Below are 21,591 nucleotides of genomic sequence, written 5' to 3'. Positions count from 1 at the left end.
TGACGTAGTTGGGTAGCTCGCCAGGCTAGGCCGCTAGGAACGCTTGAGCCGGTAGCCGGATTTTTCGAGGTCCCACGTGCTCTCTGTCACACCGGCCTCGCGCAGTTTGTATTTCTGGATCTTGCCGTTTTCCGTTCTGGGCAGCTCGCGCACGAAGTCGAGAAAGCGTGGCACGGCGAAGTACGGCAAACGCGGCTCGCAGTACTGGATCAAGTCCAGTGGCTCAAGCGTCGCGTTATCGCACAGCACGAGTGCTGCCATCACCTCATCTTCGGCGAGTTCTGAGCACACCGCGAATACCGCGGCGATCTCAACCGAAGGATGGCTCAGCAAAGCCTGCTCGACCTCGTAGGACGAAATGTTCTCTCCACGCCGCCGGATCGCGTCCTTTTGCCGGTCGATGAAACGGTAGTAGCCGTCGGCTTCGCGTACCACGCGGTCCCCCGTGTGGAACCACAGATTGCGCCACGCTTCAACGGTCTTCTCCGGCATGCCGAAGTAGCCGCTAGCGAATGCGCACGGTTCGTCCGCCCGGACAATCAGCTCGCCAGCTTCGCCGTCCGGGACAGGATGGTCGCGCTCGTCGACGACGCGCGCATCGAAGCCCTCCGTAAGCTTGCCCATGAAGCCGGGACGCTGTGCGTCGATGTGAGCGCCGATCACGAAGTTCGTTTCCGTCGAACCGTAACCGTCCAGCAATGCAATTCCGCAACGCTCGGTGAACTCATGCTGGAAATGACCCGGCACGCCTGGCGCCAGCGCAATGCGTACCCTGTGTGCGCGTTCGTTCGGCGACACGGCGCGGCCGAGCAGAATCGGCACCATCGCACCCAACACGGACGTGATGGTCGCTTTGCTCTCAACGAGCGAGTCAAAGAAACCGCTCGCCGAAAAGCGACGATCGACGACAAGCTCGGCATCGCACGTGAGAGCCTGAAAGAAGAAGTTCAGCGCATTCGTGTGGAAGAGTGGCAGGCAGGTGTAGAGCACGTCACCAGCCGTGACCCCAAGATAATCCGCCGTATGCCTGCCCCACCAATAGAACTGCGCGTGCGAACAGATCACGCCTTTTGACAATCCCGACGTCCCCGACGTGTACAGAATCGCGAGCGGATCGCTATCGGCAAGCTCTGCGGGTGCGACCGCTTCACCTCGCGGCGGCAGCGGCACGGTTGGCACACTGAATGCCGACGCTTCGCCCGGTTCTTGCCCAATCAGCCATACGGATTCGACTGCCAGGCCGCCGGGATCGAGTGCGCAAACGGCGTCGACGAGATGGGTTTCGGCAACGACCAGCCGGGCGCCAGAGTTGCGCAGAATGTGTTCGAGTTGCAAGCCGCGCGAAGCCGTATTGATCGGCACCGCGATCGCACCGAGCCACGCGCATCCCAGAATGATTTCCATGAACTCGCTGCGATTCGTGCAAAGCAGCGCCACGCGGTCACCGCGTTCCACGCCTTGAGCAGCAAGCGAACCCGCACGGCGCGCAGCGATATCGAGCGCCTCGGCGCCGGTCCATTGCGTTGCGCGATCAGAGAAAAGCGCTGCGTGCGGGTTTCGGGCCGCACGAGCGGCCAGCATTTCCGGCAGGGTAAGTCTCGTGGTTTTACTCCCTGGCGCCTCCCTGCATATCGCAGCTGGCATGTGGATATTGCTCATGTCGTCCCCGCCTGAATGTATGCAGACGAGTCTAGGATTCGCATCGGACATGTGTCAAATTCATCAATTTTGCTCTCGCTATCAATCTGGCGGATTTTGGGTTGATACTCGGCAGTTGCATCGGTCGAGGAAGAAGTACGTAGCATCTCCCAATGCGCCGGCTATTGGATGCGCTGTTCGCTCACGTTCATCCGAGCGTCTCCCGCGACGACCGTGCAGGCTATCGAACGTGTTCTACGAAACGTTGTCGACGAGCCGCATGCGGCGACGTCGATCGAGTACGAACACTGCGATGAATGAGATCAGATTGGCTCCGAGCAAGTACCACGCAGGCGCCATCGGGTTAGGCGTGACCGTTGCAAGCCAAGCCACCACCAGTTGCGCCGTGCCGCCGAAGATAGTCGTCGGCACGCTGTAGCAAATCGACACGCACGTGCTGCGCACGGCCTGCGGAAATATTTCCGGAATGACGCAAAGGTGGAACGGCGACATCAGCACGCGCAACAAGGTCAGAAATGCGACCATGCCCAGAAAGACGCTGCCCGTGCCCGCTTGCAATACCCATGCGAACATGGGCAGCACCGCGAGAATCGACAGGAACTGCGGCACGACCAGCAAACGGCTGCGTGGAAAGCGGTCGAAGTAAATCCCCGCGCCGAGCGACGCGACAATGCCGACGCCGCCCGTGACGAAGCCCACGAGCATCGAAGTCGAGGTCGGCAGATGCAGCACGCGGATGCCATACGTGGTCATGTAGTGGCCAACCACATACACGGTGATGGTCGGACCGATCAGCACGCAACAGGCGAGTAGGAGTTCGGACAGATGCGCATTGAGGATGCCGCGCAGCAGTTCGCCATTGCTCTTCACCGCGTGTTCGGCGTTGAGCGTCTCATGCAGCCGGCTGCGGATGTAGATGCCGAGCGGCGCGATAAGCAACCCGAGCATGAACGGAATTCGCCATCCCCATGCGCTCAGTGCTTCGGCGGTTAACACCGACGACACGGTATAGCCAACCAGTCCACCCACCAGCGCGGCGATGCCCTGCGTCGCGAGTTGCCAGCTCGTATAGAGGCCGCGGCGGCCCGCCGTCGCCGTTTCGAGCAGATAGGACGTGGCCGGTCCGGCCTCGCCCCCAGCGGATAGTCCTTGCAGCAGACGTCCTACGACAACGAGCAACGGCGCGTAGATGCCAATGTGCGCATAAGTCGGCGTAAACGCGATGATCGCCGTGCCCAGTGCCATCAGGCCGAACGTCAACGTCAGCGCCGCTTTGCGACCCCGCCTGTCCGCGTACGCCCCGATCACCACGCCGCCGAGCGGGCGGGCAACGAAGCCAACACCGAACACGGCCACGGAGGCAATGATTTGTGTCGCCGGCGTGAAGGATGGAAAAAACGCCCGGCCGATGAATACGGAGAAAAATGCGTAGACGGTAAAGTCGTAAAACTCAAGCGCATTGCCGGCGACAACGGCGATGACATCGCGTATGGATGGCGAAGCGCGAACCTCGGATCGCCCCGCAGACGCTGCCTGAGTACCAGCGGAAAGTTGCGACACAAACTGTCTCCCGTTTATTCGAAATGCCGACGGCCCGTGCCGTCCGCTTGAAAAAATAGTGATATTCGGCACGAACACTGTCAACGCGACGCCAAAATTCCTCAGAAAAAGGAAGTGATGGCGCGACTCTTGCATAGCGGCGCGACGACGGTTGCCAGTGTGACCTCGCGCGACGCCTCACGATGCATGCGACCGCTTTGGCCACATAGCGCCGCGTTCGAGCGATCGGCTGTCTTTACGTGATTGCGTGCATTCATATTCGGTTCAGCAATACTCACGAGCCGTCGCACGACTGAGGCTGGATTTCCCTGCGCGCGCCGTCACTTACTCGATACACCACGCGGAGAGTCGCGCTCTTTCGCGCATTGCCGATATCGCACGCCAATCGCGTCACGCGCCGATCGATCCGCGCACAACCAAAAGTGAACGGCACCACCGGAACCGTCCTTCCGCTCGCCATCATCACGCAATACGCTAGAAAAAGGAGCGGCCGACACGCCACCCTTTTCCTTCATCGCATGTGCGGTAGGCGCGTGCAACAACGCCAGGAGCCGTAGTGAAACATATTGCAAAGGTGGTGGAACTCGTCGAGTCGAAGACGGACGACTACATCGCGCTCGCCGACGACATCTGGTCACTTGCTGAAATGCGCTATGCCGAATTCGAATCCGCGGAACGGCACGCGTCGGCGATCGAAGCGGCCGGCTTTACGGTTACGCGCGGCGTGGCCGGCATGCCGACAGCGTTCATGGCGCAAGCCGGCAGCGGCGGACCCGTGATCGGTTTTCTCGGCGAATACGATGCGCTTGCGGGCCTGAACCAGGAGAGCGGCGCGACGGCGTGCAGGCCGGCCGCGGGCGCGGCGAATGGCAACGGTCACGGCTGCGGACATCATCTGCTCGGCACGGCATCGCATCTGGCCGCCGTCGTGGCGCGCGACTACTTCGCGGCGCACGGTATCGAAGCCACCGTTCGCTTCTACGGCTGCCCCGCGGAAGAAGCTGCGGCGGGCAAGACCTTCATGGCCCGCGCCGGTCTGTTCGACGATCTCGATGTTGCACTCTGCTGGCACCCGTCGGTGGCCAACTCTGTTTTCATGAATGCCACGCTGGCCAACGTGCAGGCATATTTCCGCTTTCACGGAAAGGCATCGCATGCGGCACTCGCGCCACACTTGGGCCGCAGTGCGCTCGACGCGGCCGAGCTAATGAACATTGGCGTCAACTATCTGCGCGAGCACATGCCCGATCAGGCTCGTGTGCATTTCGCGTACATCAACGCCGGCGGCATCTCGACCAATGTCGTGCCGGCACTCGCCGAGACCCTTTATACGATTCGTGCGCGAACGAGCGCCGAGGCGATCGACCTGTTTGAGCGCGTGAAGCAGATCGCCGAGGGCGCCGCACTGATGACGGGTACGCGCGTCGAGATGGTGTTCGACAAGGCCTGCTCGAACGTCCTGCACAACGACACGCTCGACACTGTGCTCGATCGGAACATGCAGGCCATCGGCAGCATGATCGTGACGGCTGAGGAAGTCGCTTTCGCCGCGGAGATTCAGAAGACCATCAACCCTGACGATCTTGCGAATGCGTCGCGGCATTTCGCGGCGGCACTGCGTGATCCGCGTCCCATCATTGCGGAGATCCTGCCCTATCGCCCGGACGCGGAGCGGCCCGTCACGGGCTCGACGGACGTTGGCGACGTGAGCTGGGCAGCGCCGACAACTCAATGCCTGACGGCCTGTTATGCGTGGGGCACAGGCTTTCATTCATGGCAGATGGTTTCGCAAGGAAAGCTTTCGCTGGCTCACAAGGGCATGCTGCTCGCCGCCAAGACGCTCGCGGCCACCGGCATCGATCTCGCCGGACAACCGGAGACATTGCGTGCGGCACGCGAAGAACTGCATCGTAAACGCATGATGAAGCCGTATCAGTGTCCGATACCCGGCGACATCGCGCCGCCGCCGGCACGCGCTGCGGGCGCAACGGAGCGCGCGCCGCAAGCGGCGCCTGCCTGATTCCCGTTCTGGGTTCGATTGCTTATTGCAACAGCTCGCCTCACGCCGACGCGTGAGGCGAGCTTGTTCCTTTCGGAGCGCTCGCGGTGTGATTAGAAACGCTTGCGGATGCCGACGGCAACGATGCTTTGATCGTCTCCGGGTGCGCTCAACGAACCGTTCGCCAAAGTGGCAATCGCATTCTTCTGGTTGACGACATAGCCGAGGCGGACATAAAGCGCGGTCACTTTCGACAGGTTGTAGTCGTAACCAAGCCCGAACGCCAGTGAATTCGATGCGGGCTTGCCGGCGACGTTGCGATAGACAGCGGAGAACTTCACGTCGTTGGTCCCCTGGCGCGCGTTCACGCCGATCATATGCGTCGTGGCAACGCAATAGTTCGCATAGTCCGGGACCGTCATGTTGAACTCATACGAGAGTTTCACGCCGCCGAAGTCGTACATCGCACCCGCGCCGAGCCATTTGTTCTTGATGGAAGGCAAGGCCGCCGTCGGGTCCGTACGGATGACGTCGTAGAACACGCCGAGATAGAGCGGCCCGTTCAGGTATTCCAGTTGGGCGCCCTGAAAGTAGCTTTCCGGATAGCCCGGCGTCGTGACGCCGCGCGGCGCGCCCATCACTTCGAGCTGAAAGCCGCCTATAACAGGCGTCATATACGCGACCGCATTGCTGATACGGGAGTCACCGATTGTCGCCGCCGCGCCGAGGTCCAGGCTGAGCGCCGCAAGCGAACCATACGGAGAAAAAGCGCCGACGCCATAGAACGGGTCGAGCGCAAGTGAAAGCTCCGTGGGATACTGGCGGCCCATTTTGATGCGCCCCCAGTCATTCGAAATGAGTGAGATATTTGCTTCGCGGCTGAAAAAAGTACTCTCGTTCTGCGCCGTCGTGCTGCCCGCCGTGCCGTTCGTCAGTTTGATGGCCGACTCCAGATTAAAGCGCACGTAAAAGCCGCCGCCGAGCTGCTCGACGCCGAGAAAGCCGAACCGCGACGTCGCCCCCGCGCCGCTTTCCATGCCCAGAACGTCCCTGCTGCCGGCGTGGCTGTATTGCAGGCCAGCATCGGCGACGCCATACAGGATCGTTCCACTCGTTCCCAAGAACGCATCCGGCACAAGGATCTGGAATGACTCATCGGCCCATGCATGCGATGCGCAAAGCAATTCCGCGACGGCTAACGCGACGATGGTTTTTCCGCATTTATTCATTTATATGTACTCCAAACCAATTGATTTATTAATAATTATTTGAAGCCAACCTTCTCGCAACTGGTCAGATTCCGTTCACGAACGACGTGCGCATTGCGAAGTGCGTTGCCCCGCCGGTAAACTCGGGAAAGTTCTGGTTATCCGCCCGCATCCGCGCGCGCACGGGTGACTCGAGCGCGCACATCAACGCGTCGATCGAAGGAAACGTCAGCTGGTTGCGCTGCATGTACGAGACGCGCTCGAAAGGCATTGCGTCGCACCAGTCAAGACATGTGAAGACCTGAACCTGCATCACGTCGGGATAGTCGAGCATGATTTGCGGATGGTGATTGACGTAGTAGCGCAGCCACGCATTGAGGTCTTCAGCCCGCCCTGGGTAATGCACGAGATAGCTGCATGTTTCCTCGCTATCGGCACCGATGGGCACGCGGCCCGACGGTAGGTAAGTCCGCGTGAGCATGGCTTGCTGCGTCATCTGCTCGCCTGCCACATGTCGCCATAGCGCGGAGCCGGTGAGTTCGAGCAGTCGGGCTCCGGGCATCAATTGCGACTCCAGCGCCTCGATCGAATCGAATACCAGTCTCATCGCGGCGCGCGGCGCGGCGCCGTCGCGATGATAAGTTTCGACGCCGGCTGGTCTGTGCAATTCGGCAAAGCGCAGCTGCGGAATCCGTGCGAGCTCCGTCCGGAGTTCTGCAAAAGCATCCGCCTCCGCCGGCAACGTCTGTTCCCGGGCGGTCAGGAAATAGGAAATCATGTTTGCGTCAGACCTTCTCTGGTTCAGTGGATGGATGCACCGTCGCTCTCACGGGCGGCGCCAGCACGTCAGGGGGAATCGGGCTGACGTAGGGACGCGCACCCGTATGAACCGCAAGCTCGGCCCTGGCAGCATCGAGATGAGCGGGGTTAAGACACAACTCGACGGCCGTGACGGCCATGACCTTCGCAGCGTGCACCATGCCTTTGTGCGCCGCCGGCAGCTTGCCCTGCGCGACAAGCTGCCACGTGTGCATGTTGGTGCCAATCGCGTAGCACGCGCCGAGGTGCTGCGCTGTCGGCACAATCCAGCTCACATCGCCGACATCGCTCGAACCCGTCAGCGTTCCCGGCTCGTCGTGCAGCGCAAGTGCGCGCATGCTCAGGCCTCGTTCGTTCGGATCGCCGCGATACGACTCGATGCATTCACGCACATCCGCTTCGGTGGTCCGCAGCGTCATTTCGCTCGCGAATGCCTGGTCGATTTCGTCGAAGGGCGGCGCGCCGAGCATTGTGAGCGCGTCCGCCATCAATCGTTCGATTACGCTGTTGCGCAGCACGTTCGAGCATGCGCGGTCGAATTCGACGCTAACCTGCGTATCCGTCATCAACGCCGCGGCGCGTCCAATCTGCTCGACGCGCGCCGCGAGCTGGCGCGCGTCGTCGAGGTTCGGAGACCGCGCAACGTACAACACCTCGGCATTGGCCTGCACCACGTTCGGCGCGTAGCCGCCGGCATCGGTGATCGCGTAATGCACGCGCGCGTCCGATGGCATGTGCTCGCGCATGAAGTTCACGCCGACATTCATGAGTTCGACCGCATCCAGTGCGCTGCGGCCGAGATGCGGCGACGCGGCTGCATGCGACGCAATCCCCGTGAAACGGAACGCCATCTGAATGACGGCGAGGGACTTGTACTTGAACACGCCTGAGTAGGGCCCCGGATGCCAGGTCAGTGCCGCGTCGACGTCATCGAACGCATTGGCGCGCGCCATGTAGGTCTTGCCTGCGCCGCCCTCTTCCGCCGGACACCCGTAATAGCGCACAATGCCCGGAAGCTGGTGGCGCGCAAGATAGTCGCGCGTCGCAATCGCCGCGAGCATTGCGCCGGCGCCGAGCAAATGGTGACCGCATCCATGACCACTCGCGCCATCGCAAGCCGGCATCGGCTCAACTGCACCAGCCACCTGACTCATTTCCGACAGCGCGTCGTATTCACCGAGAAAGCCGATAACGGACCCGCCGTCTCCCCACTGTGCGCTGAACGCCGTCGGAATGCCGCCAACCTTGCGCGTCACACGAAATCCTTCTCGCTCCAGCACCGCGATCTGGGCTTCAACGGATTGAAACTCCTGCCAGCGCGTTTCGGCGAGCCCCCATATCTCGTCGGAGAGCCGGACCAAACCATCCTTCTTCGCATCGACGAGCGCCGCTACTTCCGTCGTGCGATCAATCGACAACTGACTCACGATTGGACTCCTGCGTACTGTGACGGAAACGCGCCGCGAAACGTGGCGCGCGGGCGCGCATCGCCGGCGGCAATGGTGGCATTGGCAACGGGCGGCTCGACGTCGGGCGGAATGGGACACCGGTACGCCGCGTCGCCCGACTGCTCCCGCAGCGCCTCTTTGGCGGCGGCAAGTGCAGCCGGATGGTGATACAGCGCCGCCGCCGTGATGGCGAGCACCTTCGCCGTATGCGTCATCCCCTTGTGGGCCAGCGACGACTTGCCCTGCGCGACCAGCTGCCAGGAATGGAACGGCGTGCCGAGCGCGAAGCAAGGCACGAGGCAGCGCGCCGTCGGCACCACCCAGCTCACGTCGCCCACGTCCGTCGATGCGGTCAGTACGGGCGGCATGCGCTCGGCCGGCAAGATTGCGTCATGAAGTTCGCCTCTCAGATGAGCGGCGCCGAAAATGGCGAGGCTCGCGCGCGCTTCTTCGTTCGAAATAGCCTGCTGCATCTGGCGTGCGAAAGCGCGGTCGTCGTCGTCGAACGGCACGGGTCCGAGAGCCTCCATACGTGCGTACATCAGATCCGATAACGCGGGATTCGGACGCATATTCGACATCGCCTTCTCGACACGAACGCGCATCGTCGTCTCGGTCATCATCGCGGCGCCTTCGGCGATCCGTAAGAGGCGCGCCTGGATCGAGTGCACGACATCGAGCTCGGGCGCACGAATCTGGTAGACCACCTCCGCGCGGGCCTGCACCACGTTCGGCGCACGGCCGCCCGTATCGTGAATCGCGTAGTGCAGACGCGCGTCGGACGGAACGTGCTCGCGCAGATAATTGGCCGCTACGTTCATCAATGCGACCGCGTCGAGTGCGCTGCGTCCGAGGTGCGGCGCCGCGGCCGCATGCGCGGCGTGGCCCGAAAACGTGAAGCGTGCGTGCAGCGCGGCGAGCGTCGACATCGCCTCGATCGCATAGATGCTGGACGGGTGCCACGTCAGTACGGCATCGACGTCGTCGAACACACCGGCGCGCGTCATGAACGTCTTGCCCGCGCCGCCCTCCTCCGCGGGACAGCCGTAATAGCGGATGCGGCCGGCGGCACCCGTGTCGCGCAAATGGTCACGAACCGCCAGCGTGGCGAGGAGCGCCGCGCCGCCCAGCAAATTGTGGCCGCAACCATGACCATTGCCGGCACTCACAACCGGTGCGCGCGTCGTGGAACCCGCAACCTGACTCAGTTGAGGCAAGGCATCGTACTCTCCCAGCAATCCGATTACCGGCCCATGTTCGCCCCATTCGGCAACGAACGCGGTCGGAATGCCCGCGAGGCCGTGCGTTACTCGAAAGCCTTCACGCGTCAGCTCTCTTATCTGAAGGTCGGCGGATGCGTGTTCCGCGTAGGCGGTCTCCGCGAGGTCCCAGAGCCTGTCGCTCAGGTGTGTGCACAGCGGGCGATAAAGCTCGATGCGAGCAACCACGTCCCGTTCTGCTTCGTTCAACTTCGACATAGTCTGACTGATTGAAAGGTGTTGTAGTGCAGCGCAAGATGATTGCTCTGCAATATCGAAAGCGATGACCTGCGCGGTAGGGTGAGACGGCTCAAAGGACACTTCGCTCAGGCGAGGAAAAGTTCGCGGCACTCCGTCTCTTCGCAATAAGCGCCGATGCAGTGTTACCGACTTGAAGAATGGTTATGTTTATTCTTTAACGGGTCAAACGGCGAAAAAAAAGACGCACATGTAGCGTGCGTCTTTTTGCTGTGGTCCGGCTCTTGCTTATGCGTCCGGTCAGTGCGTTGCTAGGGTTGGGTCAAGATGCATTCGACCGCTTGAAAGACACGTCTGCTCATTGGATCGGACGTATTGGCTTCGTCGAGAATGGTGTCCTTCAGGCTTCGAATAAACACCTTTGCTGCTGCGCTTAGCGGCGTTCCGCGCCGGTACATCAGGTTCACCTGCACTTCAGGAATCGTTTCCGTGACGGGCAACACGCACAGCCCCTCTTTCGCGACGAGCAGTTCCGCGAGCGGCCAGGGCATGATCGAGAGCACGTCGGTATTGCAGATGAGGCCGATCATCATGGACGACGAATGCGCGACATGCACGCGCGGCTTGTAGCGGCGAAAGTATTCGCCGAACGGGCCGTCGCCTTCGGCGTCGTTTTCCGTGAAATCGCGGTTCAACACCCAGCTCACGCCCTTCAGTTGCGCCAACGTGCGGCATTTCGCGAGCGGATGTCCAGCGCGCCCCACGACCGCGTAGCCCGAGAGAAAGAGCGGCACCTGCTGAAATTCGTCGCGCCATGAAGGCGGGCAGGCGCGGCTCACGGAGAGGTCCAGTGTGCCGTCACGCAGCTTCGGCACAGCGACGCTCAGCAGGCTCTCGTAGAAAACGAGCCGTGTATCGGGCATTTCCTGCTCGAAGCGTTTCATGATGCCGCCAAGCAGCGCGATGGCGATCCACGTCGGCAGCGCCACCGTCAGCCGCTCCCTGCCCGCGCCGGAGAAGCGATCCATTTCGTCTTGCGCACGTCGCAACTGCTCGATCATCAAGCGTGCGTGCGCCAGCAAAGCTCGGCCAGCCTCGGTCAGGATGATCCCGGAGGCTTCCCGGACGATCAATGCGACACCCACTTGTGCTTCGAGTTCGCGCATCGCCTTGGTGACCGCCGCCGGCGAAAGTTCGAGCGCCTTCGCTGCGTTGCGAACGCTTCCCGTATCGGAAATCGCAACGAGCGTGCGCAGTTGATGAATCTTCATGTTGCCAGTTTCTCCACATCCTGTTCGCAACCAAAAGTGAACGGGCTTACTTCCATTGATGCTCACAACAGCCCGCGGAACACGCTGCAAAGGTAATGCAGTTTCGTGCGCCAATAAAGCGGAAAGCGCGGCCTTGCCGGATTGGCTGACCGCGTAACGTGTAGAGGGAATGACACGAGCGCAAGCAGGCGGGCAAACTCTGTTGGCGTTGATGATTGCAGGAATGAAGACGCCGAGAGCTTGGTAGCCCCCTTCATGCCGGGCTCACGCGCTCGTGCAGCATCAGAAGAAGTGCTGCACGCCAAAGCGCAGCGATGCCTGCGAACTCGTCGATGAAGGCGTGAGCGACCGCTGAAGGATCTATTTCAGTAAGGCGCTCCGTCACGATGTGCGGAACGACGCGAACAACAGACAATTCGATGAAGACAGTGGCTCCGCTATTCGCCGGAGTACTCAAGCGCCTGCGTTATCCGTTGGACGTGATCCCAACCTGCGTGCGTTGGTACGTGGCCTATCCGCTGAGCCTGCCGTCGGCAAGGCAGCACTATCGACCGGCTCTCTGAAACAGGCATTGGCCGAGCAAACCATCGCGACGGAAATAGCGGCGTAAAGCGTCACACTGCTTTGTGCGTGCGCAGAAGCAGACTAGCGGAATCAATGTTTCGGCAGCGGACTTTAAAAAAAAGATGCCTAACTAGTTTTTTCTGGCGAGATGGCAGACGAATTCGTGTAACCGGCGTGAGAGACATCGTTGTGCAAGCGCGTGTGGCGGCAGCCCGTCGATGCTCTTCTGCGTAACGGGAGTCCCACCGCCAGCACGTTGTATTTGTCACGGGTAGTCGAAACGTCTAGGCGTCGTGCTGCTTCGCGTTGCTCAACGCGATTGCCAGCGCAGCTACGAGACCGGATACAGCAAACGCCACGAAATTGAGCCGGACGTCCAGATGGGACGACGCAAACCAGGCGCCGACCATCGGGCCGGCCATGGCACCGAAACGCCCGACGCCCACGGCCCATCCCGTGGCACTCGCACGGGCGAACGGCCGGTAGAAGTTCGCGATGTAGCCAAGCTGGACCATCGCGACGCCAATGCTGCCCAGCCCGGCAAGCGCCACGAGCACGTAATTCGTCGTCACGCTGCCTTTGATCGTAAGACCGCAGATCGCGAGCGCGCCGATCACGTACCCGCCCACGATTGTCTTGCGCGGCCCGATCCGGTCACTCACCTGTCCGATCAGAATCCCGCCAATCGCCGACGACAGCATGAATACCGCGAGAAATGTCAGGCTCGAACCGAGGTCGTAGCCGAGCTTGCGCATCAATTGCGGCAACCACGTACCAAGTCCGTAGATCACCAGCACGGCGGCAATCTGCGCGACCCATAAGCAAAGAGTCGACCAGAGATTGCCGCGCGAAAACACCTCGCCGAACACGCTTTTAATCGACGGCGCGGCTGTCTTGCCGGCGGGAAACGCGTCGATTGCGTACAGCGACAAGCCAAGCCGCTCGGCCAACGTCTGTGCGTCGCGAGTTCTTCCACTCGCCATCAGATAGGCAAGCGATTCGGGCAGCATGGCGATCAGAAATGGAATGGCGATCAACGGAAGCGCGCCGATACCCACGACAAAACGCCAACCGTGCGATCCCAGGAAGGCTATACCGACCACGGCCGAAATGAGCGCGCCGATCGCATAACCGGAGTACATGATCGCAAAATTCAGGTTGCGTTTAGCGGCTGGCGAGTATTCGACGGTCAGCGCAGCCGCTGCGGAAATAACGCCGCCAAGCCCAAGCCCTCCGATGAACCGCATTACGCCGAAGACGAATGGAGTCGTAGAAAGCGACGCACCGAGCATTGACAGGGAAAACAACGCCACACAGGCAATCAGCAGGCGCTTGCGTCCAATCAGATCCGTCAGCACGCTGATGAAATAGGAACCGAACAACGTGCCGAACAACGCGGCGCTGCTCATTGCGCCGACTTCGATCGGCGTGAGCTTCCAGACCGGATCGGCAAGCATCGATGGGACGATGGTGCCCATCACACCGATGTCGTAACCCTCGGTGACGATGGTCAGAAAGCAAAGAGCCAGAACGCGATTGGTCGTGCTCGCGGGCGGATCGACCGCGAGCGAATGGGGACTTTCGGAGATTGCCGCCATGGGAAACCTTTGTCGAACGGAGCTGCCGGATAAATTAGTCAGGCAAATCCAGTGCCAGCATGCTGCTTTCCGCCCGCGCCTTGACGCTCGACAGTGATGATGTCGGCGAACGCCCCGGCTCCTGCGAGCATGCTGTCACGATTGCCAGCCCGGCGCAGGCATAGGGTTCGTCCCGCGCTTTAATAAAGAATGTCATTCCATATTGAGCGCGTCAAAGGTTTTCAAAAAATTTGCAGCCGGACCAGGGTTTGTCCGGACGCCATGTCATGGCGATTCGTCGGGCTCCTCGCCAAGCAACAGCGTGGCGACCATCTGTGTGATGTGCTGGATATCGCGATGATCGCCGATTCGCTGGTTGATCACGAATCCGTCAAAGGCCATCCAGATCACGTGCGCGAACAGGTCGCCGCCGAGCGCGCCAATGCGTTCGGGCGGCAACGCGTCCTTCAGCAATTGCGTCAGGAAGTTCTCGACGGATACCAGTAGATTGTTGGGCTTAGAAAGACCGACGGGCGCGCTTGCGAGCGCGTCGATCAGCGCATTGGCGAAGGCGTTATCGGCGGCCGGAATGTCGCCCCATATGCCGGCCAGAATACGTTCGACCTTCTTGCGGGGACCATTGAGCAAGGCCACTTCCGCGCGCAATCGGTGCAGTTGCTCGATCAGCCACGGTTCGTAGATCTCGTACAGGATGATCAGTTTCGAATCGAAATAGACATAAAGATTCGCGACCGTGGTGCCCGCCAGACGGGCAATTTCGGTCATCGTGGTCGCTGAGTAACCTTTTTCGCTGAATGCGTTGAAAGCGGCCGTCAGAATGGCTTCGCGCTTCACGGCTTTCTTGATCTGCGGCACAGAGGACTCTTGTTCGAAAGGGAGAGGGTCGGATGTCGCGCAATTTTAGCAAGCCGCCATCTCCGGCCGAGACTTTCTCGTGCACAGCGAACGGCGGCGACCTCTCGTTTCCAGCCAGCGGCCACGACGTAACTCGCGTGGCGACGAGTTCGCTATCGCGAGCGTCGCCGCGACGCCTGTTCCCTCCCCCCACGCACGACGCGCAAATTCCACACGCAACTGCTTGACTTCGGATTCTTTTCAAAACAGAATGCCATTCATTATTAAACGACATTCGTTTTTGAGGTGTTGCCATCGTGTCCACAATCCAAGTCCCTTCCGATGTCCCCGCGCCGGCAGGCACGCTGACCGGTCGTTACCCCGAACTCGGCAGCGGACCGATTCCGGTCCAACCGTACATCTCGCCCGAGTACTACGAGCGCGAGAAGGAACACATCTTCAAGAAGACGTGGCTGCAGGTCGGACGCGTCGAGGAAATCCCGAAGGCCGGCGATTATTTCGTCAAGGATCTGGCCGCTTGCGATACGTCGATCATCGTCGTCCGCAATCGTCAGGGCGAAATCCGGGCGATGCACAACGTCTGCGCGCACCGGATGAACGAAATCGTCTATGACAAATGCGGCAATGCGCGCAAATTCTTCTGCAAGTTCCACGGCTGGGCCTACGACCTGGACGGCAAGCTGACTGGCGTGCCGGACGAAAAGTGCTTTTTCGGCCTCGATCGCGAACAGTTCGGTCTGTCGCGTGTCGCCTGCGAGGTCTGGCAAGGGTTCATTTTCGTCAACATGGATCCGAATCCGGCCATCTCGCTCGTCGAGTATATGAAGCCGATGTTCGGCGACGTCGAAGGCTATCCGTTCGAGAAAATGATTTCGGGCTTCGGCTGGCAGACCGTCGTCAACTGCAACTGGAAGCTTGCGCTCGACGCGTTCCAGGAGGCGTACCACGTCGCCTATGTGCACGGAAACTCGATCGCCGACGCCATCGACAAAGCCGATAACGAAAGCATGCCGCCGCTCGACGCGCTGTGCGGCGAGTTCCACCGCCGCCTGTCGTTGGCCGGCAACCAGAAATCGGTCTACGGCAATCCGAAAGCACTGACCGAAGGCGGTGCCGCCGCGAAAAACGCGCTCTCCGACGCGGGACAGAAGCGCCCGATCGCGGCGGCCGCGTTGCGTGCCGGCATCGGCAGCGCGAAGCACGCGTTTCCAATGGACGCGTTGCCGTCCGGTGTCAACTGGACGAAGAGTCCGAACTGGCTGTTCGACATGAACATCATGTTCCCGGACTTCTACGTGTCGCTGCGCCCGAACTATTGCCAGGCCTACAACTTCCGTCCCATCTCGCACAACCAGACACTCGTCGACGCGCGCGTTTTCTACCCGGAAATGACGACGCCCGGTGGCCGCTTCTTCCTCGAATACATGAAGGTCGCCCTGCGCGACGTGTTGCTGGAAGACTTCAGCACGCTGGAGCGCACCCAGCGCGCCGCCGAAACCGGTGCGAAGAAATTCATGGTCCTTCAGGATAACGAACTGCTCGTTCGGCACGCGTACCACGTAGTCGAACGCATCCTGTGTGAAGGGGCCGCAAACGCCGCCGAGGCGTCCTGAATCCGGAGATATCGCAATGCAAACTGAAATTCAAGCTCAGCCGATCGCGTTTATCAAAAGAGGCGCGCCGGTCGCCCGGCCTCTCCCCGAGGGATTCGAGTCGCTCGCGCCGTTCGTCGATGTCTGGGCGCTCGAAACCGAAACCGAACGCAACGCACGCCGCCATACCGTCGGCATGGACGCGATCCTCGCATTCCGGGACGCCATCCTGCCGCAAGTCGACGACGTCGTGGCCTATCTGAACCGGTACGCGCTGACGACGCTGAACGAGCATCCGCAAGCCATGACGATGCTGCTGCTGCTCCTCTCGCTTGCGGAGATCGCCCCGGCGATCGAGTTCTATAACCAGCCGGCGGTGATCGACGGCTATGAGTCGTCGCGCTTCAAGGCGGACGAGTCGTTCGTGATGCGCCCGCTGCCGTGAACCGCATAGCGGGAGTCGACGCGCAGTAGTCAAGGAGCCGGAAATGGCGAAGTGTCGGGTGTTCGGTATAGATCACGGTTTGAAGACCGTTGTCGAAAACGGGTTGTACATGAAGACGATGATCGGCGAGACGATGAGTGTCGCCGTCATCAAGTTCGTCGAGCAGGCAGGCACGCATCTGCCGGCGAAGGCGCACGATCACGGTGAAGAAGCGTCGCTGCAAGTGCTGGGTTCGTGTTCGATTTTCGAAGTCCGGCCTGGTTCATCTGACGTCGAGCGACCCCTCGCGCAGGGCGACGCGATGATCATTCCAGGCGGCCTGAGTCACTACGGCAAGAACCGCTATGGCACAGAGGGCGTCAGCATGCGTCTGAACGTGGTCTCGCCGCCGCGCGCTGAATATAGCGCGCAGGACGACACGCCGTACTACCCGTTGGCGAATCGGTGAGCGCGGAGATGCAAATGCAAACAGTCAACCAGACCTCCGAAGGTGGCATGTACTGCACCTCGGTGAAAGCCGGCGAGCGCTGGCGCGATACGGCGGCAACTAGCGGGAGCATCCGCGCGGAAGGCGCATTGCTGTCCACCGAGTTCTCGGTGTTCGGCCCGGGCGAGATACGTGAACATCCGGCAAACAGTGTCGGCGAGGAAGTGGTGGCCATCCTCGAAGGCGAGTTCGATATCGACGCAGCCGGAGAACATTACCGCCTTGTTGCCGGAGAAGCGATCCTGATTCCGCCGCGTGAACCGCGCCGCTTTTCCTGCGCCACCGCGAAGGGCGTGCTCTATCGCGCCGCTGTGTTGCTCGACGCGAACCCGGCAAGGTCCGGCGCCGCGTCCAGACAACCCGACTGAAGGCTTCATCATGACTCACGATACTTCCGCTGCAGGCGCACCCGGGCACATCGTCATAGTCGGCGCGGGACATGCTGGAGGCCGCGTCGCGCAGCAGTTGCAGGCGCTCGGCTTTCCCGGCCGCATCACGTTGATCGGCGACGAACGTCACGCACCGTATGAACGTCCGGCCTTGTCGAAAGAGTGGCTCACGAGCAAAAGCGAACCGTGGACGGATGGCCCGGCCGCCGCCTCAACCGATGCCGCTGCGCTCTTCGGCACGCCGGCATCGTCGCTGACGCTCGCGCCTGCTGCGTTCTGGGAGCGCTCGGCGTTGCGCGATGCACGCGTCGAGCGGGTGTACGACCGCGCGCTTGCGCTGGATACGACGCAACGCCGGTTGACGCTCGCAAGCGGCGCTGAGGTCGGCTTCGACCGTCTGGTAGTCGCCAGCGGCGGGCAGCCTCGCGACGGCGGGATCGTGGGCGCCGGCCTGCCTGGCGTGCATAGGCTGCGCACGATCGACGACAGTCTGTCGCTACGGCGCGCGCTGCGAGCAAGCCGCGGGCTGGTCATCATCGGTGCGGGCGTTATCGGCATGGAAGTCGCGTCGTCGGCGCTCGATCTCGGTGTGCCAGTCACGGTGCTCGAAGCTGGCGACCGTGTGCTCGCGCGCTGCCTGCCGCCCGTCATGTCCGATTGGCTATTGCGCGAGCATCGTGCACGCGGCGTGCGGGTCGAACCGGGTGTTGCAGTCGACGCAATCGTCGCGAATGCAGACGCCGCGGACAATCCGAACCATGCCATCGCGCAGCTTCGCTACGTGGTGCGATGCAGACGAACCGGCCCAATCACAGAAACCTTCGACGTAGCCGCCGACACGGTGCTGATCGCGATCGGCGTCGACTGCTCGCCGGCCTTTCTAGCGGGCACGGGGCTCGCCGGGCGGCACGGCGTCGACGTCGACGAATGCTGCCGCAGCCCTCGCGCACCCTGGCTCTACGCCGCCGGCGACGTCGCGCACGTGTTGGGCCACGCAGGCGAAGGCTCTGCTCCCGGCGGATTGCGGCAGGAAACGTGGCGCAATGCGGAGAACCAGGCGCTCGCGGTGGCCGAGGCGCTCGTCGGCCGTCCGCGTCCGTATCGCCAAACACCGTGGATGTGGACCGACCAGCTCGGCTACAACATTCAGGTGGTCGGTCAGACCGATGCGCGCGACGAAGTCGTGTTGCGCGGCGAACCGGGCGCGGGTCCCGCGCTGGCGTTCAGTTTGCGCGACGGCAAGGTGGTCGCGGGTGTGCTCGTCAATGCAGGACGCGAGCGGCGCTTTCTCGAGAAGCTCATCGGAAACGGAACGCCGGTGGACCCGATGCGTCTTGCCGATGCGCAAGTGACGTTGCGAGAGCTGACCTCATGAGCGCGATATCGATGTGGGATCTCGGCGTGACCGCCGCGGGCGATGGGCGCTCGGCGCGCGCCGAAATCACCACCGCTGCGCTGGCCGAACGCGTGGCCCGGCTCGAAGCGATCGAGGCGATCCGCACGCTGAAGGCACATTACGGCGCATTGGCCGACGCCAAGTACACCGCCGACTATCGAAAGATCGACGCCGACGCGCTCGCCCAAGTTGCTCGTGAGCAGGCGGCATGCTTCACCGAAGACGCCGTCTGGGCCGGCGGCAACGGCTTCGGCGGCGATCTGGTGGGCCGCGAAGCGATTGCTCGCTGGTTCCTGGCGTCGCCGTGGCGCTACGCCATTCACTACTACGTGAGCGAAGCGTTGCGTGTCGACGCCACGGCTGGCGAGGCGGAAGCGACCTGGCGTCTGATGCAGGTCGCGCTGCGCGACGGCGACGACGCCGATGCACACGCGGTCTGGCTCGGCGCGGTGACCACGGAGCGTTACCGGCGCGATCTAGCCAGTGGCCGCTGGCTGATCAGTTACATGACATTTACCGATCTGCAGATGATGACGCTCGCCGACACACCGCTGCCGATTGCCCGAAACTTCGCGGGACTCGACGCCATTCGCGCGGCTCGCACACTGGACATTCCCCAATGACCGAAGCCCTCTTGCCGTATTGCGCTACACACGATGCGTCAGACGCACCAACAGCCGCAGACTGCGGCGGCGCGGCGCGGGATATCGCCGAACATGCCTGCCAGGTGCTGGTCAACCAGCCCGTCAACGCCGAATACCGGCACATGGTCGTCAGGGCGCCGGCCGGCGCGTCGCTCGCTCAGCCCGGCCAGTTCTTTCACCTCGCCTGCCCGCCGGGTGCGTCCGGAAGCACTTTCCTGCGCCGGCCAATGAGCGTCTACGGCGCGGACCCGGTGCGGCGGACCGTCGAATTCCTCTACAAGGTGCAAGGCGCCGGCACGCAAGGTCTCGCCACTTTGCAACCGGGCGACACGCTGGACGCGCTCGGGCCGCTCGGCAGCGGCTTCTCGTTACCCGACTGCACGCAGCATCTGTTGTTGCTCGCGCGCGGCGTCGGTCTTGCCACGCTGTCGCCGCTTGCAGCGCATGCGGTTGCGCGCGGCGCGCGGGTCACGGCCGTGCTCAGCGCGCGCAGCAAAGCGCTGGTGATGTCGGCGCAGCGTTGGCGTGCGGCCGGTGCAACAGTCCACATCGTCACGGACGAAGACGGCGACAGCGACCCGCTGCAACTCGAAGCGTACTTGCGCGACCAGCATGCGAAACAACCGTTCGACTTCCTCTCGACCTGCGGTTCGAACCGCCTGCTCGTGTTGCTGCAAAAACTGGGTAACGAATGGGACGTGGCGGGCCAAACCGCGATCGAGCAGCACATGGGTTGCGGCATGGGTTCGTGTTACGCGTGCGTGCGGCCGTTTCGCGAAAGCGCCGGCTCCGACCGCCTGACGTTCCGGCGCGTGTGCTGGGACGGCCCCGTCTTCGATCTGCAGGAAACCACGTCATGGTAGATCTCAGCGTCAAGGTGGGCAGCCTCACGCTCGCCAATCCCATCATGCCCGCCTCCGGCACGTTTGCCGACGGCAACGCGCGCGTGTTCGATCTCAACTGTCTTGGCGCGATCGTCACGAAGACGATTACCGCGGACATCCGCGAGGGCGTGCCGCCGCCGCGCGTCGCCGAATTCAAGGATGCGACGCTGTTCTCGATCGGCATTCCGAGCAAGGGCGTGGATTACTTCGTCGACACCACCGTGCCGTTTTATCGTCAGTACTCTCCGCCTATCGTCGGCAGCATTTCGGCAAACTCCGTTGAAGAGTTCGGTCAACTGGCAAGACGGCTCGGCACGAGCGGTATCGCGGCGATCGAAGCGAACGTGTCGTGTCCGAACCTGAAAAAGAATGGCAAGGCATTCGGCATGGACCCGGAAGCCACCTTTCAGGTCATCCGCGCGATGAAATCGAGCACCCCTATTCCGGTATGGGTCAAGATGACGCCGAACGCGGGCAACATCGTGGAAGTGGCGCTCGCCGCACAAGCCGCCGGGGCCGACGCACTGGTCTGCTGCAATGCGATTCTCGCGATGGCGATCGACGTCGACACATTCAAGCCGCGCGTCGCCAACGTCATGGGCGGACTGACCGGCGCAGCCACCAAACCGATCCTGCTGCGCATGGCGTATCAATGCGCCGAGGCCGTCGAGATTCCGGTCATTGGCTGCGGCGGGATTAGCACGGCGGACGACGCCATCGAATTCATGCTTGCCGGCTGCACGGCGGTGCAGATCGGCACCGCCAACTTCGTCACGCCCAACGCGATGCCGCGCGCGATAGAGGGCTTGCGCGCGTTCTGCGAACGGCGCGGCATCGCTCGGATCAGCGACGTGATCGGCGCGATGAAGCAGCACGACGTGATCAATCTGCAAAAGGAGTACGCGCTATGAAAGTGATTCCGATCGCGTCCGTGTGCGGACGCTCGCTGTCTGCGCCGGAAGCCGCCGTCGCATTCGCCGCGGGCGGTGCGGAAGTCGCCGACGCATGGCATCTGGTCGGCGCCGTGGATGTCTGCTTCGACGGCAAGGACTGTCATGGCGTGACGATTGCGTCGGTGAAAGTGGGCCTGTTTCGCGTCGGCGGCGAAATCTATGCGCTCGATGATATTTGCACGCACGGCAACGCACTGCTGAGCGAAGGTTTTCTCGACGAACACCAGATCGAGTGTCCGCTGCATGCAGGCCTCGTCGACATACGCACGGGTAAGGGCACCGCGTCGCCGATCGTGCGTGATACGCGCCGGCATGACGTGCGCGTGGACGACGGCAATCTGTACGTGCGGCTGAGTCACTGAC

General features: G+C 61.9%; 20 protein-coding genes and 1 pseudogene. 11 read left to right on the top strand and 10 right to left on the bottom strand.

Annotated features, from left to right (window positions below):
• Positions 1 to 33: 33 nt before the first annotated feature.
• Entirely contained in the window at positions 34 to 1,644 is a 1,611-nt protein-coding gene (locus ACFSNN_RS18135) for an ATP-dependent acyl-CoA ligase (RefSeq protein ID WP_134465550.1), read from the bottom strand.
• A 249-nt stretch (positions 1,645 to 1,893) separates the two neighbouring features.
• Positions 1,894 to 3,219 (bottom strand): MFS transporter, encoded by a 1,326-nt coding sequence (locus ACFSNN_RS18130; RefSeq protein WP_244322921.1) that lies wholly within the window; start codon positions 3,217 to 3,219, stop codon positions 1,894 to 1,896.
• Positions 3,220 to 3,775: 556 nt separating this feature from the next.
• Between ACFSNN_RS18130 and ACFSNN_RS18125 the strand changes: the two genes are divergently transcribed.
• The gene (locus ACFSNN_RS18125) at positions 3,776 to 5,239 is read left to right on the top strand and encodes an amidohydrolase (protein ID WP_134462649.1); all 1,464 of its coding nucleotides are present in this window, start codon (positions 3,776 to 3,778) and stop codon (positions 5,237 to 5,239) included.
• A 92-nt stretch (positions 5,240 to 5,331) separates the two neighbouring features.
• Here the strand turns inward: ACFSNN_RS18125 and ACFSNN_RS18120 are convergent, their stop codons facing one another.
• The 6 genes from ACFSNN_RS18120 to ACFSNN_RS18095 all read right to left on the bottom strand — a co-directional run bounded on the left by ACFSNN_RS18120 (position 5,332) and on the right by ACFSNN_RS18095 (position 11,878).
• Positions 5,332 to 6,447, bottom strand: coding sequence for a porin (locus tag ACFSNN_RS18120; protein ID WP_134462647.1), 1,116 nt, complete (start codon positions 6,445 to 6,447; stop codon positions 5,332 to 5,334).
• A gap of 64 nt (positions 6,448 to 6,511) precedes the next feature.
• Positions 6,512 to 7,204, bottom strand: a complete 693-nt coding sequence (locus ACFSNN_RS18115) for an ethyl tert-butyl ether degradation protein EthD (protein WP_134462645.1) — start codon at positions 7,202 to 7,204, stop codon at positions 6,512 to 6,514.
• 7 nt (positions 7,205 to 7,211) lie between these two features.
• Entirely contained in the window at positions 7,212 to 8,672 is a 1,461-nt protein-coding gene (locus ACFSNN_RS18110; RefSeq protein ID WP_134462643.1) for a M20 family metallopeptidase, read from the bottom strand.
• Positions 8,669 to 10,171 carry an amidohydrolase gene (locus tag ACFSNN_RS18105; protein WP_134462641.1) on the bottom strand — a complete coding sequence of 501 codons (1,503 nt, stop codon included), beginning with the start codon at positions 10,169 to 10,171 and terminating at the stop codon, positions 8,669 to 8,671. The genes ACFSNN_RS18110 and ACFSNN_RS18105 overlap by 4 nt, the downstream gene beginning before the upstream one ends.
• 290 nt (positions 10,172 to 10,461) lie before the next feature.
• Complete coding sequence (locus ACFSNN_RS18100) at positions 10,462 to 11,421, bottom strand: LysR family transcriptional regulator (RefSeq protein WP_134462639.1); 960 nt, start codon at positions 11,419 to 11,421, stop codon at positions 10,462 to 10,464.
• Positions 11,422 to 11,674: 253 nt separating this feature from the next.
• Entirely contained in the window at positions 11,675 to 11,878 is a 204-nt protein-coding gene (locus ACFSNN_RS18095) for a hypothetical protein (protein WP_166799346.1), read from the bottom strand.
• Here ACFSNN_RS18095 and ACFSNN_RS18090 point away from each other — a divergent pair.
• Positions 11,841 to 11,948 (top strand): annotated as a pseudogene (locus tag ACFSNN_RS18090) (IS6 family transposase); the annotation flags it as partial. The gene ACFSNN_RS18095 and the pseudogene ACFSNN_RS18090 sit on opposite strands and share 38 nt — an antisense overlap.
• A gap of 321 nt (positions 11,949 to 12,269) precedes the next feature.
• Here ACFSNN_RS18090 and ACFSNN_RS18085 read toward each other — a convergent pair.
• Positions 12,270 to 13,583, bottom strand: a complete 1,314-nt coding sequence (locus ACFSNN_RS18085) for an MFS transporter (protein ID WP_134462637.1) — start codon at positions 13,581 to 13,583, stop codon at positions 12,270 to 12,272.
• Positions 13,584 to 13,847: 264 nt separating this feature from the next.
• Positions 13,848 to 14,438, bottom strand: a complete 591-nt coding sequence (locus ACFSNN_RS18080; RefSeq protein ID WP_134462635.1) for a TetR/AcrR family transcriptional regulator — start codon at positions 14,436 to 14,438, stop codon at positions 13,848 to 13,850.
• 296 nt (positions 14,439 to 14,734) lie between these two features.
• Here ACFSNN_RS18080 and ACFSNN_RS18075 point away from each other — a divergent pair, with 296 nt between their 5' ends.
• The 9 genes from ACFSNN_RS18075 to ACFSNN_RS18035 are packed head-to-tail and all read left to right on the top strand — an operon-like array spanning position 14,735 to position 21,590.
• Positions 14,735 to 16,051, top strand: coding sequence for an aromatic ring-hydroxylating oxygenase subunit alpha (locus tag ACFSNN_RS18075; protein WP_244322920.1), 1,317 nt, complete (start codon positions 14,735 to 14,737; stop codon positions 16,049 to 16,051).
• A gap of 16 nt (positions 16,052 to 16,067) precedes the next feature.
• Complete coding sequence (locus ACFSNN_RS18070; protein ID WP_134462633.1) at positions 16,068 to 16,475, top strand: hypothetical protein; 408 nt, start codon at positions 16,068 to 16,070, stop codon at positions 16,473 to 16,475.
• 43 nt (positions 16,476 to 16,518) lie between these two features.
• On the top strand, positions 16,519 to 16,923 hold the full coding sequence (locus ACFSNN_RS18065; RefSeq protein WP_134462631.1) for a cupin domain-containing protein: 405 nt from the start codon (positions 16,519 to 16,521) through the stop codon (positions 16,921 to 16,923).
• 14 nt (positions 16,924 to 16,937) lie between these two features.
• Positions 16,938 to 17,330 carry a cupin domain-containing protein gene (locus ACFSNN_RS18060; protein ID WP_134462629.1) on the top strand — a complete coding sequence of 131 codons (393 nt, stop codon included), beginning with the start codon at positions 16,938 to 16,940 and terminating at the stop codon, positions 17,328 to 17,330.
• 10 nt (positions 17,331 to 17,340) lie between these two features.
• On the top strand, positions 17,341 to 18,726 hold the full coding sequence (locus ACFSNN_RS18055; RefSeq protein WP_134462627.1) for an NAD(P)/FAD-dependent oxidoreductase: 1,386 nt from the start codon (positions 17,341 to 17,343) through the stop codon (positions 18,724 to 18,726).
• Positions 18,723 to 19,370 (top strand): nuclear transport factor 2 family protein, encoded by a 648-nt coding sequence (locus ACFSNN_RS18050; protein WP_244322919.1) that lies wholly within the window; start codon positions 18,723 to 18,725, stop codon positions 19,368 to 19,370. The genes ACFSNN_RS18055 and ACFSNN_RS18050 overlap by 4 nt, the downstream gene beginning before the upstream one ends.
• Positions 19,367 to 20,254, top strand: a complete 888-nt coding sequence (locus tag ACFSNN_RS18045) for a dihydroorotate dehydrogenase electron transfer subunit (protein WP_134462625.1) — start codon at positions 19,367 to 19,369, stop codon at positions 20,252 to 20,254. Before ACFSNN_RS18050 ends, ACFSNN_RS18045 begins: the two co-directional genes overlap by 4 nt.
• A complete protein-coding gene (locus ACFSNN_RS18040) occupies positions 20,248 to 21,186 on the top strand; it encodes a dihydroorotate dehydrogenase (RefSeq protein ID WP_134462623.1) in 939 nt (312 codons plus the stop codon). Before ACFSNN_RS18045 ends, ACFSNN_RS18040 begins: the two co-directional genes overlap by 7 nt.
• Positions 21,183 to 21,590, top strand: coding sequence for a non-heme iron oxygenase ferredoxin subunit (locus tag ACFSNN_RS18035; RefSeq protein WP_134462621.1), 408 nt, complete (start codon positions 21,183 to 21,185; stop codon positions 21,588 to 21,590). Before ACFSNN_RS18040 ends, ACFSNN_RS18035 begins: the two co-directional genes overlap by 4 nt.
• The last annotated feature ends 1 nt before the right edge of the window (position 21,591 follow it).

The organism is Paraburkholderia dipogonis, assembly GCF_042680985.1.
In the GTDB taxonomy this organism is placed as follows: Bacteria; Pseudomonadota; Gammaproteobacteria; order Burkholderiales; family Burkholderiaceae; genus Paraburkholderia; species Paraburkholderia phytofirmans.
This window is presented reverse-complemented; position numbering and strand designations above follow the sequence as displayed.

What these genes read in the sequence shown, in the direction of transcription:
- ACFSNN_RS18105 (WP_134462641.1), bottom strand. Translation starts at nt 10,171, where the DNA reads ATGTCGAAGTTGAACGAAGCAGAACGGGACGTGGTTGCTCGCATCGAG.
- ACFSNN_RS18045 (WP_134462625.1), top strand. Translation starts at nt 19,367, where the DNA reads ATGACCGAAGCCCTCTTGCCGTATTGCGCTACACACGATGCGTCAGAC.
- ACFSNN_RS18055 (WP_134462627.1), top strand. Translation starts at nt 17,341, where the DNA reads ATGACTCACGATACTTCCGCTGCAGGCGCACCCGGGCACATCGTCATA.
- ACFSNN_RS18135 (WP_134465550.1), bottom strand. Translation starts at nt 1,644, where the DNA reads ATGCCAGCTGCGATATGCAGGGAGGCGCCAGGGAGTAAAACCACGAGA.
- ACFSNN_RS18085 (WP_134462637.1), bottom strand. Translation starts at nt 13,583, where the DNA reads ATGGCGGCAATCTCCGAAAGTCCCCATTCGCTCGCGGTCGATCCGCCC.
- ACFSNN_RS18115 (WP_134462645.1), bottom strand. Translation starts at nt 7,204, where the DNA reads ATGATTTCCTATTTCCTGACCGCCCGGGAACAGACGTTGCCGGCGGAG.
- ACFSNN_RS18120 (WP_134462647.1), bottom strand. Translation starts at nt 6,447, where the DNA reads ATGAATAAATGCGGAAAAACCATCGTCGCGTTAGCCGTCGCGGAATTG.
- ACFSNN_RS18100 (WP_134462639.1), bottom strand. Translation starts at nt 11,421, where the DNA reads ATGAAGATTCATCAACTGCGCACGCTCGTTGCGATTTCCGATACGGGA.
- ACFSNN_RS18070 (WP_134462633.1), top strand. Translation starts at nt 16,068, where the DNA reads ATGCAAACTGAAATTCAAGCTCAGCCGATCGCGTTTATCAAAAGAGGC.
- ACFSNN_RS18050 (WP_244322919.1), top strand. Translation starts at nt 18,723, where the DNA reads ATGAGCGCGATATCGATGTGGGATCTCGGCGTGACCGCCGCGGGCGAT.
- ACFSNN_RS18060 (WP_134462629.1), top strand. Translation starts at nt 16,938, where the DNA reads ATGCAAACAGTCAACCAGACCTCCGAAGGTGGCATGTACTGCACCTCG.
- ACFSNN_RS18065 (WP_134462631.1), top strand. Translation starts at nt 16,519, where the DNA reads ATGGCGAAGTGTCGGGTGTTCGGTATAGATCACGGTTTGAAGACCGTT.
- ACFSNN_RS18035 (WP_134462621.1), top strand. Translation starts at nt 21,183, where the DNA reads ATGAAAGTGATTCCGATCGCGTCCGTGTGCGGACGCTCGCTGTCTGCG.
- ACFSNN_RS18040 (WP_134462623.1), top strand. Translation starts at nt 20,248, where the DNA reads ATGGTAGATCTCAGCGTCAAGGTGGGCAGCCTCACGCTCGCCAATCCC.